Origin of the sequence: Flavobacterium sp. 245, assembly GCF_004362055.1 — a bacterium.
Lineage (GTDB): Bacteria > Bacteroidota > Bacteroidia > Flavobacteriales > Flavobacteriaceae > Flavobacterium.
On the sequence record NZ_SNXB01000003.1, the window covers coordinates 1 to 17,862 of the forward strand.

Annotated in this window: 14 protein-coding genes; 12 read left to right on the plus strand and 2 right to left on the minus strand. The window is 34.4% G+C overall.

Features of this window, described 5'->3' with window-relative positions; translation table 11 throughout:
* Window positions 1-227: 227 nt before the first annotated feature.
* The 9 genes from EV145_RS06105 to EV145_RS06145 all read left to right on the plus strand — a co-directional run bounded on the left by EV145_RS06105 (window position 228) and on the right by EV145_RS06145 (window position 10,290).
* A complete protein-coding gene (locus EV145_RS06105) occupies window positions 228-812 on the plus strand; it encodes a DUF4202 domain-containing protein (RefSeq protein WP_133524339.1) in 585 nt (194 codons plus the stop codon).
* A gap of 9 nt (window positions 813-821) precedes the next feature.
* The gene (locus EV145_RS06110; protein WP_133524340.1) at window positions 822-2,630 is read left to right on the plus strand and encodes an ATP-binding protein; all 1,809 of its coding nucleotides are present in this window, start codon (window positions 822-824) and stop codon (window positions 2,628-2,630) included.
* A 707-nt stretch (window positions 2,631-3,337) separates the two neighbouring features.
* A complete protein-coding gene (locus tag EV145_RS06115; RefSeq protein ID WP_133524341.1) occupies window positions 3,338-3,997 on the plus strand; it encodes a response regulator transcription factor in 660 nt (219 codons plus the stop codon).
* A 98-nt stretch (window positions 3,998-4,095) separates the two neighbouring features.
* On the plus strand, window positions 4,096-5,574 hold the full coding sequence (locus EV145_RS06120; protein ID WP_133524342.1) for an MFS transporter: 1,479 nt from the start codon (window positions 4,096-4,098) through the stop codon (window positions 5,572-5,574).
* 78 nt (window positions 5,575-5,652) lie between these two features.
* Window positions 5,653-6,921, plus strand: a complete 1,269-nt coding sequence (locus EV145_RS06125; RefSeq protein ID WP_133524343.1) for an alginate export family protein — start codon at window positions 5,653-5,655, stop codon at window positions 6,919-6,921.
* A gap of 138 nt (window positions 6,922-7,059) precedes the next feature.
* Window positions 7,060-7,425, plus strand: coding sequence for a hypothetical protein (locus tag EV145_RS06130; protein WP_133524344.1), 366 nt, complete (start codon window positions 7,060-7,062; stop codon window positions 7,423-7,425).
* A 166-nt stretch (window positions 7,426-7,591) separates the two neighbouring features.
* Window positions 7,592-8,917 carry a tetratricopeptide repeat protein gene (locus EV145_RS06135; RefSeq protein WP_133524345.1) on the plus strand — a complete coding sequence of 442 codons (1,326 nt, stop codon included), beginning with the start codon at window positions 7,592-7,594 and terminating at the stop codon, window positions 8,915-8,917.
* A 35-nt stretch (window positions 8,918-8,952) separates the two neighbouring features.
* The gene (locus tag EV145_RS06140) at window positions 8,953-9,666 is read left to right on the plus strand and encodes an endonuclease/exonuclease/phosphatase family protein (RefSeq protein WP_133524346.1); all 714 of its coding nucleotides are present in this window, start codon (window positions 8,953-8,955) and stop codon (window positions 9,664-9,666) included.
* A gap of 3 nt (window positions 9,667-9,669) precedes the next feature.
* Window positions 9,670-10,290 (plus strand): class I SAM-dependent methyltransferase, encoded by a 621-nt coding sequence (locus tag EV145_RS06145; protein WP_133524347.1) that lies wholly within the window; start codon window positions 9,670-9,672, stop codon window positions 10,288-10,290.
* A gap of 62 nt (window positions 10,291-10,352) precedes the next feature.
* Here EV145_RS06145 and EV145_RS06150 read toward each other — a convergent pair whose 3' ends face one another.
* On the minus strand, window positions 10,353-11,057 hold the full coding sequence (locus EV145_RS06150) for a Crp/Fnr family transcriptional regulator (protein ID WP_133524348.1): 705 nt from the start codon (window positions 11,055-11,057) through the stop codon (window positions 10,353-10,355).
* 176 nt (window positions 11,058-11,233) lie between these two features.
* Here EV145_RS06150 and EV145_RS06155 point away from each other — a divergent pair, with 176 nt between their 5' ends.
* Entirely contained in the window at window positions 11,234-14,752 is a 3,519-nt protein-coding gene (locus EV145_RS06155; RefSeq protein ID WP_133524349.1) for a nitrate reductase, read from the plus strand.
* 92 nt (window positions 14,753-14,844) lie between these two features.
* Complete coding sequence (locus tag EV145_RS06160; protein WP_133524350.1) at window positions 14,845-16,275, plus strand: rubredoxin; 1,431 nt, start codon at window positions 14,845-14,847, stop codon at window positions 16,273-16,275.
* On the opposite strand, the gene EV145_RS22365 is transcribed toward EV145_RS06160, so the two are convergent.
* On the minus strand, window positions 16,247-16,387 hold the full coding sequence (locus EV145_RS22365; protein WP_166638416.1) for a hypothetical protein: 141 nt from the start codon (window positions 16,385-16,387) through the stop codon (window positions 16,247-16,249). The two genes, EV145_RS06160 and EV145_RS22365, sit on opposite strands and share 29 nt — an antisense overlap.
* A 521-nt stretch (window positions 16,388-16,908) precedes the next feature.
* On the opposite strand from EV145_RS22365, the gene EV145_RS06165 reads away from it, so the two are divergent.
* The gene (locus EV145_RS06165) at window positions 16,909-17,583 is read left to right on the plus strand and encodes a hypothetical protein (RefSeq protein WP_133524351.1); all 675 of its coding nucleotides are present in this window, start codon (window positions 16,909-16,911) and stop codon (window positions 17,581-17,583) included.
* Window positions 17,584-17,862: the final 279 nt, after the last annotated feature.

Genomic DNA, 17,862 nt, shown 5'->3' on the forward strand with positions numbered 1-17,862 from the left:
TATATTATTACAATCATGAAAGACCACATCAAGGTATTGATGGAAAAAAGCCAATCGAAATGATAAATCCGTTACCGAAATAAGTGACTTTTACAGAAATGACAAAAATGACGTAATAAATAATTTGAATTTGCGAATTCAAATTATTTAATTCGTGCTAATTCGTGAAATTCGTGGCTAAAAAAACTTAATTCCGTATCTTTGAAATTCTATTATCAAACCAAACAATGACTACACCTTTTCAAAAAGCAAGCGAATGGATTGATGCTGAAAATGCTCAAGATCCAAACATTGAAACCGACCAAAACACAGAATATCCAAAAGAATTATTGTACTCCAACAGGATGTACGAAAGACTGATGCAATTTGAGCCAGAAGCTTCAGAAGAAATCCAGATTGCATCAAAAGCACAACATATTTGTCGATGGAAAGTCGCACGTGAATCGTACCAAATGGATCGCGTTGGCTATTTGAGATGGAGAGAAGAATTGAAAAAATTTCATGCAAAACTTACTGCTGAGATCTTAGAAAAAGCAGGCTACGCTCCCGAATTTATCGATCGTGTTTCTTTTTTAATTGAAAAAAAACTACTTAAAAAAGATGCTGAAACACAATTGCTTGAAGATGTAATTTGCTTAGTCTTTTTAGAATATTATTTAGATCCTTTTGTACACAAACACGATGAGGAAAAACTTAAAAATATCATCAAAAAAACTTGGGATAAAATGTCGGATAAAGGACATCAGGAAGCGTTAAAAATCAACTATTCTGAAGAAAATCTGAATCTTATAAAAGCATCTTTAGGATTGTAAACTGACTTTATGAAGAAAAGCAATCAGGAAGAAGATAAAATCACATTCAAAAATTTACGCCGTCTGTATTTTTTTGCGCTTCTTACTATTGCCTTGACTATAATTGTGAGTCAGATTTTAGTGCAATACAATCTGAATCAACAGTTAAGCGATTCTAAAATCATTAATTTTTCGGGAAAACAGCGAATGCTGAGCCAGAAAATCGTGAAAGAAGTCCTAATTCTTCATTACGTTTCTGATACTGCTTCTGTTAAACAAATTTCGCATTTAAATGAAGTTTTGGCTCTTTGGAAGAAAAACCAAAACGCGCTCGAAAATGGCAGTGACAGCTTGGCTTTTCCAAAAGAAAAATCAGAAACACTTTCTAAATTATATCTCGAAATCAATCCGATTTTCAATAAAATTGCACAGGCAACCGATTCGTTTTTACTGAATTTAAAGCTAAAAAAAACAACTGCCGAAAATCAAAAATTTGTAACTATTATTTTAGAAAACGAAGACATTTTCCTTTCTAAAATGAATCAGATTGTAACCCAATACGATCTCGAAGCACACGAAAAAGTAACAGAACAACGCAAGATAGAATATTGGATTTTTGGCTTTACACTTTTGGTACTTCTTTTAGAATTCTTCTTCATTTTCAAACCAACCAATAAAAAAATCGAAAGATTAATCGCCAAACTTTTATCTTCAGAAAAGAAAGCTTTAAAGCTCGCATACGACACAGAAATTCTAAGCGAAATCAAGGAAAATTCAGTTAAAGAATTAAAATCGCTCAATTATGCAATGGAAAACACCTTACTCTATTGCCGAATTGCGCCCGACGGTTCGATCATACATATTGGCGAAAAATTTGCCAAACTGCTCAATTATACCAAGTTTTCATCCAATAAAAAATTCTCTGAAGTTTTAACCGTTGACGAAAAAGAACAGACCAATTTTGATCGATTGATATTCGAAAAACAAAGAAGTGGCTGGCAAGGCGAAATTAAAATTCTAAATAAAGAAGATGTAGAGATTTGGCTCGATTTATCAATGGTTCCGGTTATGATCAAAAAAGACGAATTGGAACTTTTAATTGTATGCTTCAATATTACCGAACGTAAAAAAGCACAGCGCGAAGTCGAACGCTTAAACCTTGAAAATACAACTGAGAAAATCAATCAGCAAAAGATCATTTCAAGCAAAATTGTTGAAAATCAGGAAAACGAACAAAACCGAATCGCCAAAGAAATTCACGACGGAATCGGTCAAATGCTAACCGGCTTAAAATTCAGTTTAGAAAGTATTAATTTAGATGACAGAGAAAAATCAGAACAAAAAATTGAGTATTTAAAGAAACTTTCGCTGGACATTATAAAAGGTGTCCGCACCGCAACTTTTAACCTAATGCCTCCGGAATTAAGCGATCACGGAATTGTTTCTTCGCTGGCAAAACTAACGCAGGAACTTTCAAAACTTACCGGAAAAGAAATACTTTTCTACAACAAAACCGATTTTGATCAGCGTTTAGATTCCTTAATCGAAATCAACATTTACCGTCTTACGCAGGAAGCCATCAACAACGCCATAAAATACGCCGAATCATCGCATATTATTGTACAGCTTTCACATAGCGAAACACTTTTAAGCGTTATTGTCGACGATAACGGAAAAGGTTTCGACATCAATTCAGTCGACAAAAAACGCAACAGCGAATCTGGAATGGGCTTATTGTTTATGAAAGAAAGAATCCAATACATCAACGGTCGCGTTTTCATCAATTCAATCCCAGGCGAAGGAACGAGAATTACTTTCAATATCCCGATTCTTAAATGAGATAATTAGTCAATTAGATAATTAGAAAATGGGGCAATTAAATAATTCGACAATGCTTTACAAGTTCCTATAAGTAATTATCTAATTATCAAATTGACACATTATGATTAGGGCGAGCCAGCATTAGAAAAAGTGGGCAAACTAACTTTATCTATATTCGCCCACTTTCCCCAATACTGTCGGGCTATCCGCGCTACTTCGGTAGCTTGCTCCTATCCCTCTCGCGGGCAATCGGTTTCAAAAGAAAATATAAAGTTATATCGACTTTTTTTGTCATCCTGAGGAACGAACGATCACAAAAAAAACTCTGTAATGCAAATCGACAATCTTTGTCGAATCCCGAGTATGATTCTTCGTTCCTCAGAATTGACAAACTTTACACTTAGAAAACTTTGAGAAAGTTACCCGCAATCTTGTCATTTCGAGGAACGAGAAATCTTCGCAAGTAACTCCGCAATCTAAATCGCCAATCTTTGTCGAGCTGCTTGCGAAGATTTCTCGTTCCTCGAAATGACAAACTTAATGTCAAAACTTTGTCAAAAACCAAACAAAAAAATAACCGATTAACAACCTTATTTTCACATTCCTCAATTATCTAATTGCCACATTTTCTAATTATCTAATTAAAAAATTCAAAAATTACGTATATTAGCGTCTTCTTTATAGATGAATATACGTAAAAAACCAGAATCTAAATTAAGTAAATTATGAGTAATATCATTCGTGTAGTATTAGCAGATGACCATGTTTTTGTTAGAGACGGAATCAAATCTTTGCTTGAAAACGAAGCAAACATTGAGGTTGTGGGCGAAGCAATCGATGGTGCCGATGCGCTTGATGTAGTTGCCGAAACAAAACCTGATTTACTTATAGCCGATATTCGTATGCCAAACTTAACTGGTATCGAACTAGTAGAAAAACTTAGAAGCGAAAACAACGATGTAAAAATCATCATGCTTTCGATGCACGAATCTGAAGAATACGTATTAAAATCTATAAAAGCCGGCGCCGACGGATATTTATTGAAAGGCTCTTCTAAAGAAGAATTTTTAAAAGCACTTCATATCGTTTCTGCGGGTGGAAAATATTTCAGTGGCGATATTTCTTCTATCTTAATTGGTCAATTGACAAATCCTTCCAATTCATTAGAGCCAAGGCAAAACTTAAGCGACGAAATGATGATTACCAAAAGAGAAAAAGAAATCCTGACTCTTTTGCTATCTGGAAAAGGAAACAAAGAAATCGCCGAAGCGCTTGACATCAGTAAACGTACTGCAGAAGTGCACCGCTTTAATTTGATGAAAAAACTTAAAGTGAAAAACTTAATGGAACTTTCCAACAAAGCCACTGAGTATTCTTTGATTTAAAAAAATACGTATAAATACGTAATTATTTTTCAAAAACTGCGTTTTAGCATCTTTTAACTAAGTTATAGTACTTATTTTTACATAAAAATATAAGTACTATGAAAACTACAAACCCACTTTCGCAATCACACAAGATTTTATTTTTAAATACTTTGGCATTTACAATATGTTTTGCCTGCTGGACCTTAAACGGGGTTTTAGTGACCTTTTTAGTCGATAACGGAATTTTCCATTGGAGCGTTGTTCAAGTTGGATGGCTTTTAGGTATTCCAATCTTAACGGGCTCTATAATGCGTCTTCCAATTGGAATCTTAACGGATAAATTTGGAGGAAAATATGTTTTTTCCCTTTTACTGCTTCTAAGCTCGATTCCACTGTTTCTCCTTCCCTACGCCGACAGTTTTTTCATGTTTGCCTTATTGAGTTTCTTCTTCGGAATGGTAGGCACAAGTTTCGCTGTAGGAATTGGATATACTTCAATTTGGTATCCAAAAGAATGGCAAGGCCGTGCATTGGGAATTTTCGGAATGGGAAATGCTGGCGCAGCTATTACAACTTTTCTTGCTCCTTCTCTATTAAATCATTTTTCAATTAACGATCCGCAAAACGGCTGGAAAATCCTTCCTGTTATTTATGCCGTTTCATTAGTTGTCATTGGTATTGCCTTTTTAATTTTTGCTAAAAACAAAAAAATAGAGAATAACACAAAAAGTGTCACTCAAATGCTTACATCATTAAAATCAGAAAGAGTTTGGCGTTTTGGAGCTTATTACTTTCTAGTTTTTGGCTGTTTTGTAGCGTATTCACAATGGCTTTTACCAAATTTTATGAATGTATACCAAACTAGCTTAGTTATGGGCGGCTTATTTGCTACTATGTTTAGTCTTCCTTCAGGAGTTATCAGAGCGTTTGGAGGTTATTTATCAGATAAATTTGGAGCCAGAAAAGTTATGTACTGGGTTTTGAGTTCGTCAGTAGTTTTAAGTGCATTGCTGGCAATTCCAAAAATGGAAATCACTACTACAGGCCCAGGCGTTTTAGCAACAAAAAAAGGAACAATAACTGCTGTTGCAAATGACAAAATCAAATTAGGCGAAACTGATTTTACAATCGCACAGAAAAAAGAAAATACAGCCGAAAATGCTATTTTTCCAACTAAAACTTCATGGCAGCAAGTTGTGGTCGAACAAAATCAAACGGTAAAGAAAAAGGAGCTTTTAGCAAAAGGAATTACAGTAATTAAATTTGATGCTAACATGTGGGTGTTTCTGGTTTTGGTAATTCTAATCGGAATTTCATGGGGAATTGGCAAGGCAGCGGTTTACAAACATATTCCAGAGTATTTCCCAACAGAAGTTGGTGTTGTAGGTGGAATGGTAGGAATGATTGGCGGTTTAGGAGGTTTCTTTGGGCCAATTATATTTGGTTATTTATTAACTGCAACCGGAATTTGGTCAAGTTCATGGATTTTTATTTTAATTTTCTCAACTGCCTGTCTGGTTTGGATGCATTATACCATAGCAAAAATGGCTCCCACAAAACAACCCGAATTTGTTCTGGCAATCGACACACAATAATCAAAACATTATGATTTTAATCATAATATTAGAATAAAAAATCTTATAAATTTGTCGTTTTAAACAAACTCAGGAACCATGAATAAACTGAAATTACTTATTTTATTATTAGCCGGAATAACCATTGAATCTCAGGCACAGGAATTAGATGTAAACTTACAGATAAGGCCTCGCTTTGAATATCGCAACGGTTATAAAACACTTTTGCCTTATGGTCAAGAAGGTACATCACAAATTTCACAACGTTCGCGTTTAAATTTCAACTACAAACAAGAAGATTTAACCGTAAAACTGACTTTACAAAATACGAGAACCTGGGGTGACGTTGTACCTGCTGCGGTTGCTGACAAAAACGGAGTTGCGGTTTTTGAGGCGTGGGCACAATATAATTTCACTGAAAAATGGAGCGCTAGAATGGGACGTCAAGTATTATCATATGATAATCAGCGTATTTTAGGTGAGCAAGATTGGGGGCAACAGGCACAAAGCCATGATGCTCTTACAGTGACATTTCATACTGAAAAACAAAAATTAGATTTCGGAGGAGCTTATAACTCTACCGCCGAAAATGTCCTTCAGACACCTTATACGGTTGCCACTTACAAAACTTTGCAATATGCCTGGTATCACAATCAATTCAACAGTGAATTAGGTTTGAGTTTCTTAGTATTAAACACTGGTTATGAATATGCTCCTAATCCAGCCCCTTCTACGAAACTATTGGTAGATTACATGCAAACTTTTGGACCGTATTTAACTTATAAAAAAGGAAAAATCGATACTAGTTTTTGGCTGTACGGACAAACCGGAAAAAGCACCGATTTACAAGTAAGCGCATGGAATGCAGCAGCCAATTTTGGGTACAATATTACTGACGCTTTTAAAGTTGGACTGGGTTACGAATTTTTATCAGGAAAAGATTCAAATGACGGAAGCACTGTAATTAAATCGTTCAATCCTATATTTGGAACCAACCACGGATTTAACGGTTATATGGATTATTTTTATGTTGGAAATCACCTGAAAAACGTTGGTTTACAAGATGCATTTATAAAACTGAATTACAATGTAAACAAATGGCAGTTTGCCCTGATTCCGCATGCATTTTTAGCTGCTGCTGATGTAGTTACACCATTAAATGAGAAATTAGATTCGTATTTAGGAACTGAGATTGACGCTACTTTTGGTTATAATTTCAAAAAAGACATTACAGTTACAGGTGGATATTCGCAAATGTTTGGTTCTAAGACTATGGAATTTGTTAAAAACGGCGATGCTGATCATACCAACAATTGGGCTTGGTTGATGATTTCTGTAAATCCACGAATTTTTACTTGGAAAAAATAGTTTATCTTCAAAATTAACTCCTAAAAAATCCCCTTTTCCTATTTCGGAAAAAGGGATTTTTTTTTATCCATCTAAAACTTTGTCATATGATTTAATTATTTATATTTGAAGTGATTACGAACCCCAAATTCTATCAAAATGAAACCATTCCTAAAACTGTCAATGCTGACATTTATTGTCACGCAAACAGGCATCGCCCAAAAGTACAATGATGCCTTAATTTCTAAAAATTCCGAAATAAATTTTGCCAAAACGCAAAAAAGAGGAATTAAAAAAAACAGTATTGTTTATTATGTCGAGAATGACTTACAAACAATATCGGCCTACAAAAGAAGCAAATTGAAATGGCAGACGAATGTAATTTCGGTTTGTGGAAAACCAAAAAAAGGACAACCGGAAATTAGATATGTAGGTTATAATTCAGATAAATTACTTATCGTTATGGGAAAGCATAATTTTGCAGAAATTGATGTAAATAGCGGTGTAACGACACTTGTGGGCTAAGATTAAAAGCACAAATCGATATTAAACTAATTTTCTAAAATATACATTTTTAATTTACCCTTTTTCAATTTAGAAAAAGGGTATTTTTTTATAACATCATTTTTATCCTGTTAAATTAGGTATATTTGATTAACAAAAATCTATAACCATAACTACAAAAACAAGCATGAACAAAATACTTTCACTGTTTTTAATCATTTTTATCTTTCCAAAATGCTTTTCGCAAACATTAGAATCTCATAGAGAAAAAATTGAAACTGCAAAAACTGAATTAAAAGAAGCAAATAAAAATTTTAGCACTTGTATTGTAAAATCTGAAGTAAAACTTTGCGTTGATGAACTCAGTAAAAATGGTACAGATGAATATAAAAAATACAGCATTGGTGGAATTCTTTATGAAATTGACGCCGACAAATCGTTTAAACTTCACGAAGAAGCTTATCTAGCTAATAAAAATGATCTAAATTTTGTTTTAGAATATGCAATTGAACTCCACAGAAAAGAAAAATATGCCGAAGCATCCAAACTTTATGAAAGATATTCTGAAAATCTTCCAAAAGACATAAGAGCCTATGTCTGGTTAAGTGATTGCTACATCAATACCGGAAAAATAGAAAAATCAATTCTAAATTGGGGCAAAGCAAATCACGCAGATAATCACATATCAATCGACAATGCGATATACATTATTTACGGAAAAACAACACAAATCAAAACCAGAAGTGATTTAAGATCTGAGATTGAAAAAGGAAAAACTTCAAATTTTTATCCGTTACTATTTTTAGATAAAAATTGGGAAACGGATTGGTGGAATACGCATACTCAAAAATATTTTTTAGACGAAGATCTTAAACTTGCTCAAACAAAACTGGGAGAAACAAATCCAGATTTTAAAATTTTGAAAGCCTATTTAAAAATAAAAGAGCTTGAGGAAATAGGGCAATCAGAAGAGATCAAAAAAGTTCTGATCGAAAACAAGATCATTCTTGAAAACAATCCAATACCAGCTTTTGGAGAATTTTCATCTGATTTGCTTCGAATTTGCTTCATTAATAAACTTCTAAATGAGAATGAATTTTATACGAAGCGTGGCAATGAATTATTAGACCTTGCAAAGAAAACAAAAGACAAAGATCTTCTAAATATATATGCTTATTTACAAGCATCGGTTAATGGAACTGTAAATCCTGAAATAGATAAATTAGGATGGAAAGAATTTAGAGACGAGCGATTTGCACAAAGCTATTTTTCGGCTAAAGCCAATGATCTAAGATATGATGATATTGAATTAAATGAAGCCTTGGCAGATTTCCCAAATTCATCCTATTTATTTTGGCTGAAAGCAAAATGTGCAAAATTGGAAAACAAACCAGTAAGGCAAAATTTAATCGAATTGATAAAAAGAGAGTTCAAAACTCTTGGCACAGATCCGAATAAATATAGCTACAGACTTAAATCGTATATTGGTACATTAGCAATTGAAAAAGTATAAATAATAGCAAACTTCCGTTTAAAAATCTTAATCAAGTGAAACTCATAGCCTGGAATTGCAACATGGCATTCAGAAAGAAGGCAGAATTTATTCTGCCTTATAATCCTGATATTGTCGTAATTTCTGAGTGTGAAAGTCCTGAAAAATTAAAATTTCCAACAGAAATACAAGCCCCAAATGACATTCTTTGGTACGGAACCAATCCGCATAAAGGAGTTGGTGTTTTTTCTTATAGTGATTATCAGTTTCAATTACTAGATTGCCACAATCCAGATTTCAAAAACATTTTGCCAATAGCCGTTACGGGAGGAAAAGTTGATTTTACTTTATTTGCTGTCTGGGCAAATAATCCTGCTGATAAAGATGGCGCTTATGTAACGCAGGTCTGGAAAGCTATTAATTATTACGAAGATCTAATCAAAGAAACCAAAACCATTTTAATTGGCGATTTCAACAGCAATACGATTTGGGACAAACCGCGTCGAGAAGGAAACCATACAACGGTCGTAAATAAATTAGGAGAAAAGAGCATTTTTAGCACCTATCACAAATACTTCAATCAAATTCAAGGCAAAGAAGCACATCCAACTTTATACATGTATCGCCACGAAAACAAGCCATATCATATGGATTATTGTTTTGCTTCAAATGATTTTATCGAAGTTTTAGAAAGCGTCGAAGTCGGAAATTATAAGGATTGGACTTTGTACAGCGATCACAAACCTTTAATAATTAAATTCAATATCTAAACCATGAATAACTGGACCAAAAGATGGGACGATCGATACAGCAGTGAAGAATTTGCTTATGGCGAAGAACCCAACAATTATTTAAAAGAACAAATCGAACAACTAAATCCGGGATCTATTTTATTTCCTGCCGAAGGTGAAGGAAGAAATGCTATTTTTACGGCAAAATTAGGTTGGAAAGTTTCGGCTTTTGATATTAGTGAAGAAGGCAGAAACAAAGCATTGAAACTTGCAGAAAGCAATAAAGTTTCAATTGATTATCAAGTTGGAGAATTAGAAACGTTAGATTTTGAGGAAGGGCAATTTGATGCAATTGCTTTGATTTATGCGCACTTTCCAGCAGAAATTAAATCGGATATTCACAAACAGCTGGATCAATTATTACGCAAGGACGGAATTATTATTTTTGAAGCTTTCAGTAAAAAGCATTTAGAATATCTTGCGATAAATGATAAAGTTGGCGGACCAAAAGATATCGAATCGCTTTTTTCAATCGAAGAAATAAAAAGTGATTTTCCGAATTATGAAATCATCGAATTGGAAGAAAAAGAAATCGAATTAAACGAAGGTTTATTCCATAATGGAACAGGTTCTGTAATTCGATTTATAGGTAGGAAAAAATAAGTATTTGTACGTATCCATTTTAACAGATAGAAACATAGCTATTCTCTATGTGTTAGAAAACCTTAAAAATATTTATGCTCCATAATTTCAGAACGTAATTCCTCAACATCTAAAATCCCAATTCGTTTTCCAACCGTTTTTATCAAAGCTTCTTTTTTAAGACTCGAAATTACTCGAATAGCTTGCTCTTCAGTTGTTCCGGCAAAATCGGCAATTTCTTTTCGGGAAAGATCAATATCAATTAAACCATTGATTTGCCCAAACTTGCGGTGAATATAAAGCAATAAATCAACCACGCGCTCACGAACATTCATGTGCGCGATTTTACGAATATTGTTTTCGCTTTTGTTTAATTCATCAGCATAAAACAACATTAAAGCATAAGTGAATTCTGGAATCTGTTTTAAAATTTCTAGCATAGTGTCATTGCTGAAATTACACAAAACAGTATCTTCTAATGCGTAAGCGCCAATTAAGTACTTTTTTCCAGTTCCAAATCCACGAAAGCCGATAATATCTCCATTCTTTGTCAAACGAACAATTTGTTCGCGTCCGTTTATTCCTGTTTTTACTGTTTTCGCTTTTCCTTTACAGATAAAATAAAGTCCCTGCAAAGCGGAACCTTCCACAATAAATTGCTCTGATTTTTTTATGACTATATTCTGTTTCTTAGAAACATAAGTATTCATTTCCTCTAAATGCTGGTGCTTCTTGATAAAACAATTTTCATTGGCACAAGAATAACAAACGGTTTGCTCCTCTTTCATGAGTCCTAATTTTTATCTGATTAAAAAACTAATTTCTTGTTGCTCATTTCATTGCATCAAAAATAAAAAAATAAATTCAAAAAATAAGTATTTATACGTAAAAATACTTATTTTTGTATAAGTGATTTATCTAAATCACTACAGATTCAGGAAATAGCATCTAAAAAAGAACTGTAATGCAAAATACCAAAATCAAAACTACCTGTTCGTATTGCGGCGTTGGCTGTGGCATAATCGTGACCAACGATGCCAAAAATGGCGTTATGGTAGAAGGTGACAAAGATCATCCGGTAAATAAAGGAATGTTATGTTCAAAAGGAATGAATTTGCATTACGTAGTCAACGATACTTCTGACCGAATTTTATATCCCGAAATGCGAGGCAGTAAATCATATCCGCTGGAACGCGTAAGCTGGGATACTGCACTTGACCGCGCCGCTGCAGTTTTTTCTTCCATTATAAAAAAACATGGGCCAGACAGCGTTGGATTTTATATTTCAGGACAATGTTTAACAGAGGAATATTACTTAGTAAACAAACTCGTAAAAGGTTTTTTGAAAACAAATAATATCGATACCAATTCAAGGCTTTGTATGAGTTCTGCTGTTGTAGGCTATAAAAAAACCTTTGGAGAAGATTCTGTTCCAATTGCTTACGATGATATTGAACTTGCTGATACATTTTTAATAACAGGCGCAAATCCGGCTTGGTGTCACCCTATTCTTTTCAGAAGAATTGAAAAACACAAAGAGAAAAATCCAAAAATAAAAATAATCGTAATTGATCCAAGGCGAACAGATACTGCCGCTTTCGCCGATTTACATTTACAGATTATTCCGGGTTCAGACATTATTTTATATCATGCCATTGCCAGACGCATAATCGAAAAAGGTTACGTAGATCATGATTTTGTTAAAAATAACGCAGAGAATTTCAAACAATATAAAGATTTAGTTTTAGGCACTTCACTTGAAAAAGCTTCAAAACTTTGCGGCATTTCTGTAAACGATATTAAACTCGCCGCTGACATTATTGGAAAAGCAAAAGGTTTTATTTCACTTTGGGCGATGGGATTGAATCAAAGTGCCGTTGGAGTTGATAAAAATACGGCTTTATTGAATTTATCTTTATTAACGGGACAAGTTGGTAAGCCAGGTTCAGGGCCATTTTCCTTAACGGGTCAGCCCAACGCAATGGGTGGTCGCGAAGTAGGCGGCATGGCAACACTTTTAGCTGCGCACAAAGACATTGCCAATCCAACACATCGAAAAGAAGTAGCTGATTTTTGGGGCGTTGACGAAATTTCAGATAAACCAGGTTTAACGGCAACAGAAATGTTTGAAGCTCTCGAATCAGGAAAAATGAAAGCTGTTTGGATTATCTGTACAAATCCGTTAGTCAGTTTGCCAGATTCTCGAAAAATTGAAAAAGCACTTCAAAATGCCAAATTTGTTGTCGTTCAGGATATTTCGCATAATGCCGATACAGCAAAATACGCCGATTTGCTTTTGCCCGCTGCCGGATGGCTGGAAAAAGAAGGAACGATGACCAATTCTGAACGTCGTATTTCTTATTTGCCAAAAGGAATCAATGCACCGGGAGAAGCGCTTCCAGATATTGAAATTTTAATTCGTTTTGCTCAAAAGATGAATTTCAATGGCTTCAATTTCAACAGCGCCGAAGAAATATATAAAGAACATTGCGCACTTACTAAAGGTACTAATATCGATATTTCGTTCTTAAATTATAATCGTTTAAAAACCGAAGGAACGTTTCAATGGCCTGTTCCAGATTATGGACATCCTGGAACACCAAGATTATTCACCGATAAAAAATTCTATACGCCTTCTGGAAAAGCGATTTTTAATCTGCCTGTATCAATCGAAAATACGTCGGTACAGCCAAATGCTCAATTTCCGTTTATTTTAACCACCGGAAGAATTCGCGATCAATGGCATACGATGACGAAAACCGGAAAAGTATCAAGATTATTAACTCATATTCCGAGTCCGGTTTTAGAAATAAATCCGATTGATGCTTTTAAAAATGAGATAAAAAACGGCGATATCGTTACGGTTACAAGCAAAAATGGCGAAGTTCGAGTAAAAGCAAAAGTTACAGATTCCATAAAGGAGAAAGTTGTTTTTTTGCCAATGCATTGGGGAAAACAGCTTGAAAATGATTTAAATAGAACCAATAATTTAACCAATACGGTTGTTGATCCAATTTCAAAAGAACCTGACTTTAAATTCACCACCGTTTCGATTACTAAATATGTAAAACCTTTTCAGAAAATCGCCATCGTTGGCGCCGGCGCCGCTTCTTTCCGATTCATTCAAAACTATCGGGAATTCAACACAACCGATGAAATTATAGTTTTCTCGAATGAAGCAAATCCATTTTACAACCGTGTTTTGCTTCCCGAATACATGACGGGAGAATTCTCTTGGGAACAACTTTTAAAAGTAAAAGACGGCGAAGCTTTCAATAAATTAAAAATTACCATGAAAGCCGGAGTGGCGATTAATAAAGTCGACACCAGCAAAAAGACAATTATAGACAGCCAAGGTGAAATTCATACTTTTGATTCGTTGATTTTAGCCACCGGAAGCCGACCGTTTATTCCAGAAAACGCACAACTTCATCTTCCGGGCCGATTTACAGTTAGAAAAAAAGAAGATGCCGACCGATTAAAAAAACACTTAGACAGCACGAATCTTCCGCCAGAAGAACAGCATGTGGTGATTATTGGAGGCGGATTGCTAGGACTGGAATTGGCCGCCGCTTTAAAACATAAAAAAGTAAAAACAACTATTGTGCAGCGCGCTTCCCGCTTAATGGAACGTCAACTGGACCGAATTTCAAGTAAATTATTGGCTGAGGAAGTACAGCTTCGTGATATTCAAATTTATTTTGATAATGAAGTAAGCACCGTTTTTGAAACTGATAATCCAAATGAAATTGAAATTGCCTTAAAAAGTGGTAAAATCATTACGGCAAACGCGATTGTATATACCATTGGAACGATTCCGAATATTGAAATTGCACGCGAAAGCGGTTTATCCTGCGGACGTGGCGTAAAAGTGAATCAGTATTTACAAACTTCAAATCCTGATATTTTTGCCATTGGCGAAATAGCCGAATTCAACAACAAATTATTCGGAATCACATCTGCCGCCGAAGAACAAGCCGATATTCTGGCAAATTTTTTAGCCGGCGACATCAGCAGTTATTACAAGGGTTCTATTTTGATGAATATTCTAAAATTAGAAGACATCAACCTTTGCAGTATTGGCGATATTGAAATTCCAGAAAATGACGATTCCTATGAAGAAATTGTTTTTGCCGATTTGAAAAAACGTTATTATAAAAAATGTATCGTAAAAGATGATCTTTTAGTTGGTGCCATCTTAATGGGCGATAAAAACGAATTTGCCGAATTTAAAACCATGATTGAAAGCAAAATCGAATTATCAGACAAACGAAATACACTTTTGAGAGGAAGCTCTAATGCAAAACCGGTTTTAGGAAAATTAGTCTGCTCCTGCAGTCAAGTTGGCGCCGGAAACATCGAAGAAACCATCAAAAGCGGTGTAAGCGATTTTACCGATTTATGTAAAAATACCGGCGCAGGATTAGGATGCGGAAGCTGTAAAACTGAGGTTAAGGAGATATTGGCGAAGTGTAAAATTTAGTTTCTTTTGTTTCAGGTTTCACGTTTCAAGTTGTTGGAACGTAGTAAACTTGAAACAAAGAAAACCTGAAACCTGAAACAAAAAGAAAAAAAATGGAACTAACAAGATTAATAATAAAAGGAGGCGTTATTTCGCCGGGAGAATTGCGAGAAGTAATAAATATTGCTTTAGATGAAGGTCTGGATTCTATTTCTTTTGGTTCAAGACAGGATATTATTTTTCCGAAAGGTTTTAAATCTTTGGACAAAACAACTTTGGGCAAACATCATTTTGTGTATCCAGATCAAAAAAGTGGGAATAATATCGTTTCTTCTTATGTATCGACGGATATTTTCAGAAATACAAACTGGCTAACCGGAAATCGATTTTTATATATTTTGGAAGAATTTAAAGAACAGCCAAAACTAAAAGTCAACATAACCGATCCAAAACAGCAGTTAGTTCCTTTATTTACAGGACATTTAAATTTTATCGCTTCAGAGCACGAAGATTATTGGTACTTATATATTCGACTTCCAAAATGGGAGAAAATGGAGGTTTATCCCGTTTTGATTTACAGCTGGGACTTGGCCAAAATTTATTATGAAATTGAAAAAATCTCCCAAGAAGATTCGATCGATATCGAAATGCTTTTTACGATAGTAAGTGAAGCTTTGGACACCAATAACCGAACAATTGATAAACCGCTGAATATTCCGTTTTATCCCTTCCCCTATTACGAAGGCATGAACCGAATGGGAATTGATCAATATTGGCTGGGACTTTATTGGAGAAACAATTTATATGATCTAGATTTTCTAAAAGAAATGTGCGACTTATGTTTTGAATGCAAAATCGGGAAAATATGTATTACGCCGTGGAAATCATTCATCATCAAAGGAATTCCGAAAGACAGAAAACTCGAATGGGAAAAATTCTTAGGAAAACGTGGCATCAACGTTCGTCATTCTTTATTGGAATTAAACTGGCATTTGCCTGTGGCGATGGAATGGGCACTTAATCTTAAAACTTTTTTGGTTCGTACGCTCGATCAATTTGACATCAGTACTTACGGACTGAATTTCGGAATTTCAGAATACAATCGCGACGGGCATTATTTCACATCGATTGTTATTGAAAAAAATGAACTTCCAGCCGCTTTAGAATCCATTAAAATCAGAGATACTTATAATGTTTTGTTTGCGAAAAATTTCGACCCAAATACACGAGAATACATTGTTCATTCACAAGACATTGACAAACTTGAACTGCCAACAATTTTAATCGAATTAAGCCGAAAATATTTCGACGAACTCGGAAATTCAACTACAGAAACAATCAAAAACACCCAGAAAAAAGAAAAACCACAATTAGACATTTATCAATGCCAAGAATGTTTAACACTTTATAAACCTGAATACGGAGATGAAAGTCGAGGTATTCCAAAAGGCATTTTGTTTACAGATCTAGACGAAAATTATTGTTGTTCGCTATGTGAAGCCCCAAAAAGCAACTTCAAGATTTTAGAGATTGTAAAGAATTAAAATTTTCAGCATAATTATTAGGAGCATATTCCTGCTGTCCGCTGTATCTTTTGTGCCGAACCCCGGCACAAAAGGATGCCGCTCCCATCAGGGCTAGGGCACTCTTTTTCATAAGAACTTATTTGGAATGTTTCAAGTTTCAAGTTTCAAGTTTCAAGTTTCAAGTTTCAAGTTTCAAGTTTCAAGTTTCAAGTTTCATCTTGCATCTTACATCTTACATCTTACATCTTACATCTTGCATCTTGCATCTTGCATCTTACATCTTACATCTTACATCTTACATCTTGCATCTTGCATCTTGCATCTTACATCTTGCATCTTACATCTTACATCTTGCATCTTACATTTTACATTTTACATTTTACATTTTACATTTTACATTTTACATCTTACATCTTGCATCTTACATCTTTTTACCACACATAATCACCCATTTTTCCAAGTAGAATTGTTAAGAGATTTTACTTTTAAGTTTTCCTAAAAAACACAAATAATTAATTTTCAAACATTTAACATTAAAATTTAACTAAAAGCTTAACATTGAGAAGCTTGTTTTATAATTATCTTTACTTAACTGTAAATTAACAATTTAGTTACATTGTTAATATTAATCTTCTTAAAAGCACTAAAAATATGGAAAACAAAACCGAAGAGACAAATCCGGAAAAAATCGATTCTCCAAAAACTGAAACCGCTCAACCTGCTGCCAATACTGTAAAAGCTGAAAATACACCTGTAAAAAAAGCACCAGTTCGTAAAGCTCCTGTAAAAGCAACAACGACAGCAAAACCAGTTGCTTCAGCAACCGCAAAGCCAGCAACAACAAAAGCGCCTTCAGCAACTGTAAAAAAGACAGCCGCAACATCGACAACAAAAACACCGGCTAAAGCTGTTGTGAAAACTGTTGCAACAACTTCACCAAAACCAGCTGTAAGAAGAACTCCAGCTAAAAAAGTCTTGACGCCAGTTGCAAAGCCAGAGGAAAAAACTGCAGTTGCGACAAAGTCAACTACTGAATCAAAAGAAGACAATACTAACCAAGCGGTTAAAACTGAAAAAGATAAAACTGCTAAAAAAGCCAAAAAAGTGAAAGATAAAGAAAAGGAAAAAGAGAAAAAGAAATTAGCTAAGAAAAAAGAAAAAGCTAAAAAAGATAAAAAGAAAGAGAAAGCAAAAAAAGCAAAACAAAAAGCGGCTGCTAAGAAAAAAGAAAAAGCTAAAAAAGCAAAGGATAAAGCGAAAGCTAAAAAAATTGCTAAAAAGAAAGCAAAAGCTCAAAAAAAGGCAAAAGCTAAAAAGAAAAAATAATATTTAAGAAGGTTTGACTTTAAAAAAGTTAAACCTTTTTTTTATGCGCTCCAATCAGTCATTGCGAGGAACGAAGCAACCGCACTAACAATAAGTAACGTTGGTCATAAAAGTGAGATTGCTTCGTTCCTCGCAAGGACATACTGTTCGAAGGGCTTCGACTTCGCTCAGCCTGACAATCGTCATGTCAAATTAGACGAGGTCGGATGGTGCATAATAATGAGTTACAATCAACAATCAACAATCAACAATCAACAAGCAACAATCAACAATCAACAA

What these genes read in the sequence shown, in the direction of transcription:
- EV145_RS06115 (WP_133524341.1), top strand. Translation starts at nt 3,338, where the DNA reads ATGAGTAATATCATTCGTGTAGTATTAGCAGATGACCATGTTTTTGTT.
- EV145_RS06150 (WP_133524348.1), bottom strand. Translation starts at nt 11,057, where the DNA reads ATGAAAGAGGAGCAAACCGTTTGTTATTCTTGTGCCAATGAAAATTGT.
- EV145_RS06105 (WP_133524339.1), top strand. Translation starts at nt 228, where the DNA reads ATGACTACACCTTTTCAAAAAGCAAGCGAATGGATTGATGCTGAAAAT.
- EV145_RS06165 (WP_133524351.1), top strand. Translation starts at nt 16,909, where the DNA reads ATGGAAAACAAAACCGAAGAGACAAATCCGGAAAAAATCGATTCTCCA.
- EV145_RS06120 (WP_133524342.1), top strand. Translation starts at nt 4,096, where the DNA reads ATGAAAACTACAAACCCACTTTCGCAATCACACAAGATTTTATTTTTA.
- EV145_RS22365 (WP_166638416.1), bottom strand. Translation starts at nt 16,387, where the DNA reads ATGAAAAAGAGTGCCCTAGCCCTGATGGGAGCGGCATCCTTTTGTGCC.
- EV145_RS06155 (WP_133524349.1), top strand. Translation starts at nt 11,234, where the DNA reads ATGCAAAATACCAAAATCAAAACTACCTGTTCGTATTGCGGCGTTGGC.
- EV145_RS06145 (WP_133524347.1), top strand. Translation starts at nt 9,670, where the DNA reads ATGAATAACTGGACCAAAAGATGGGACGATCGATACAGCAGTGAAGAA.
- EV145_RS06110 (WP_133524340.1), top strand. Translation starts at nt 822, where the DNA reads ATGAAGAAAAGCAATCAGGAAGAAGATAAAATCACATTCAAAAATTTA.
- EV145_RS06160 (WP_133524350.1), top strand. Translation starts at nt 14,845, where the DNA reads ATGGAACTAACAAGATTAATAATAAAAGGAGGCGTTATTTCGCCGGGA.
- EV145_RS06125 (WP_133524343.1), top strand. Translation starts at nt 5,653, where the DNA reads ATGAATAAACTGAAATTACTTATTTTATTATTAGCCGGAATAACCATT.
- EV145_RS06130 (WP_133524344.1), top strand. Translation starts at nt 7,060, where the DNA reads ATGAAACCATTCCTAAAACTGTCAATGCTGACATTTATTGTCACGCAA.
- EV145_RS06135 (WP_133524345.1), top strand. Translation starts at nt 7,592, where the DNA reads ATGAACAAAATACTTTCACTGTTTTTAATCATTTTTATCTTTCCAAAA.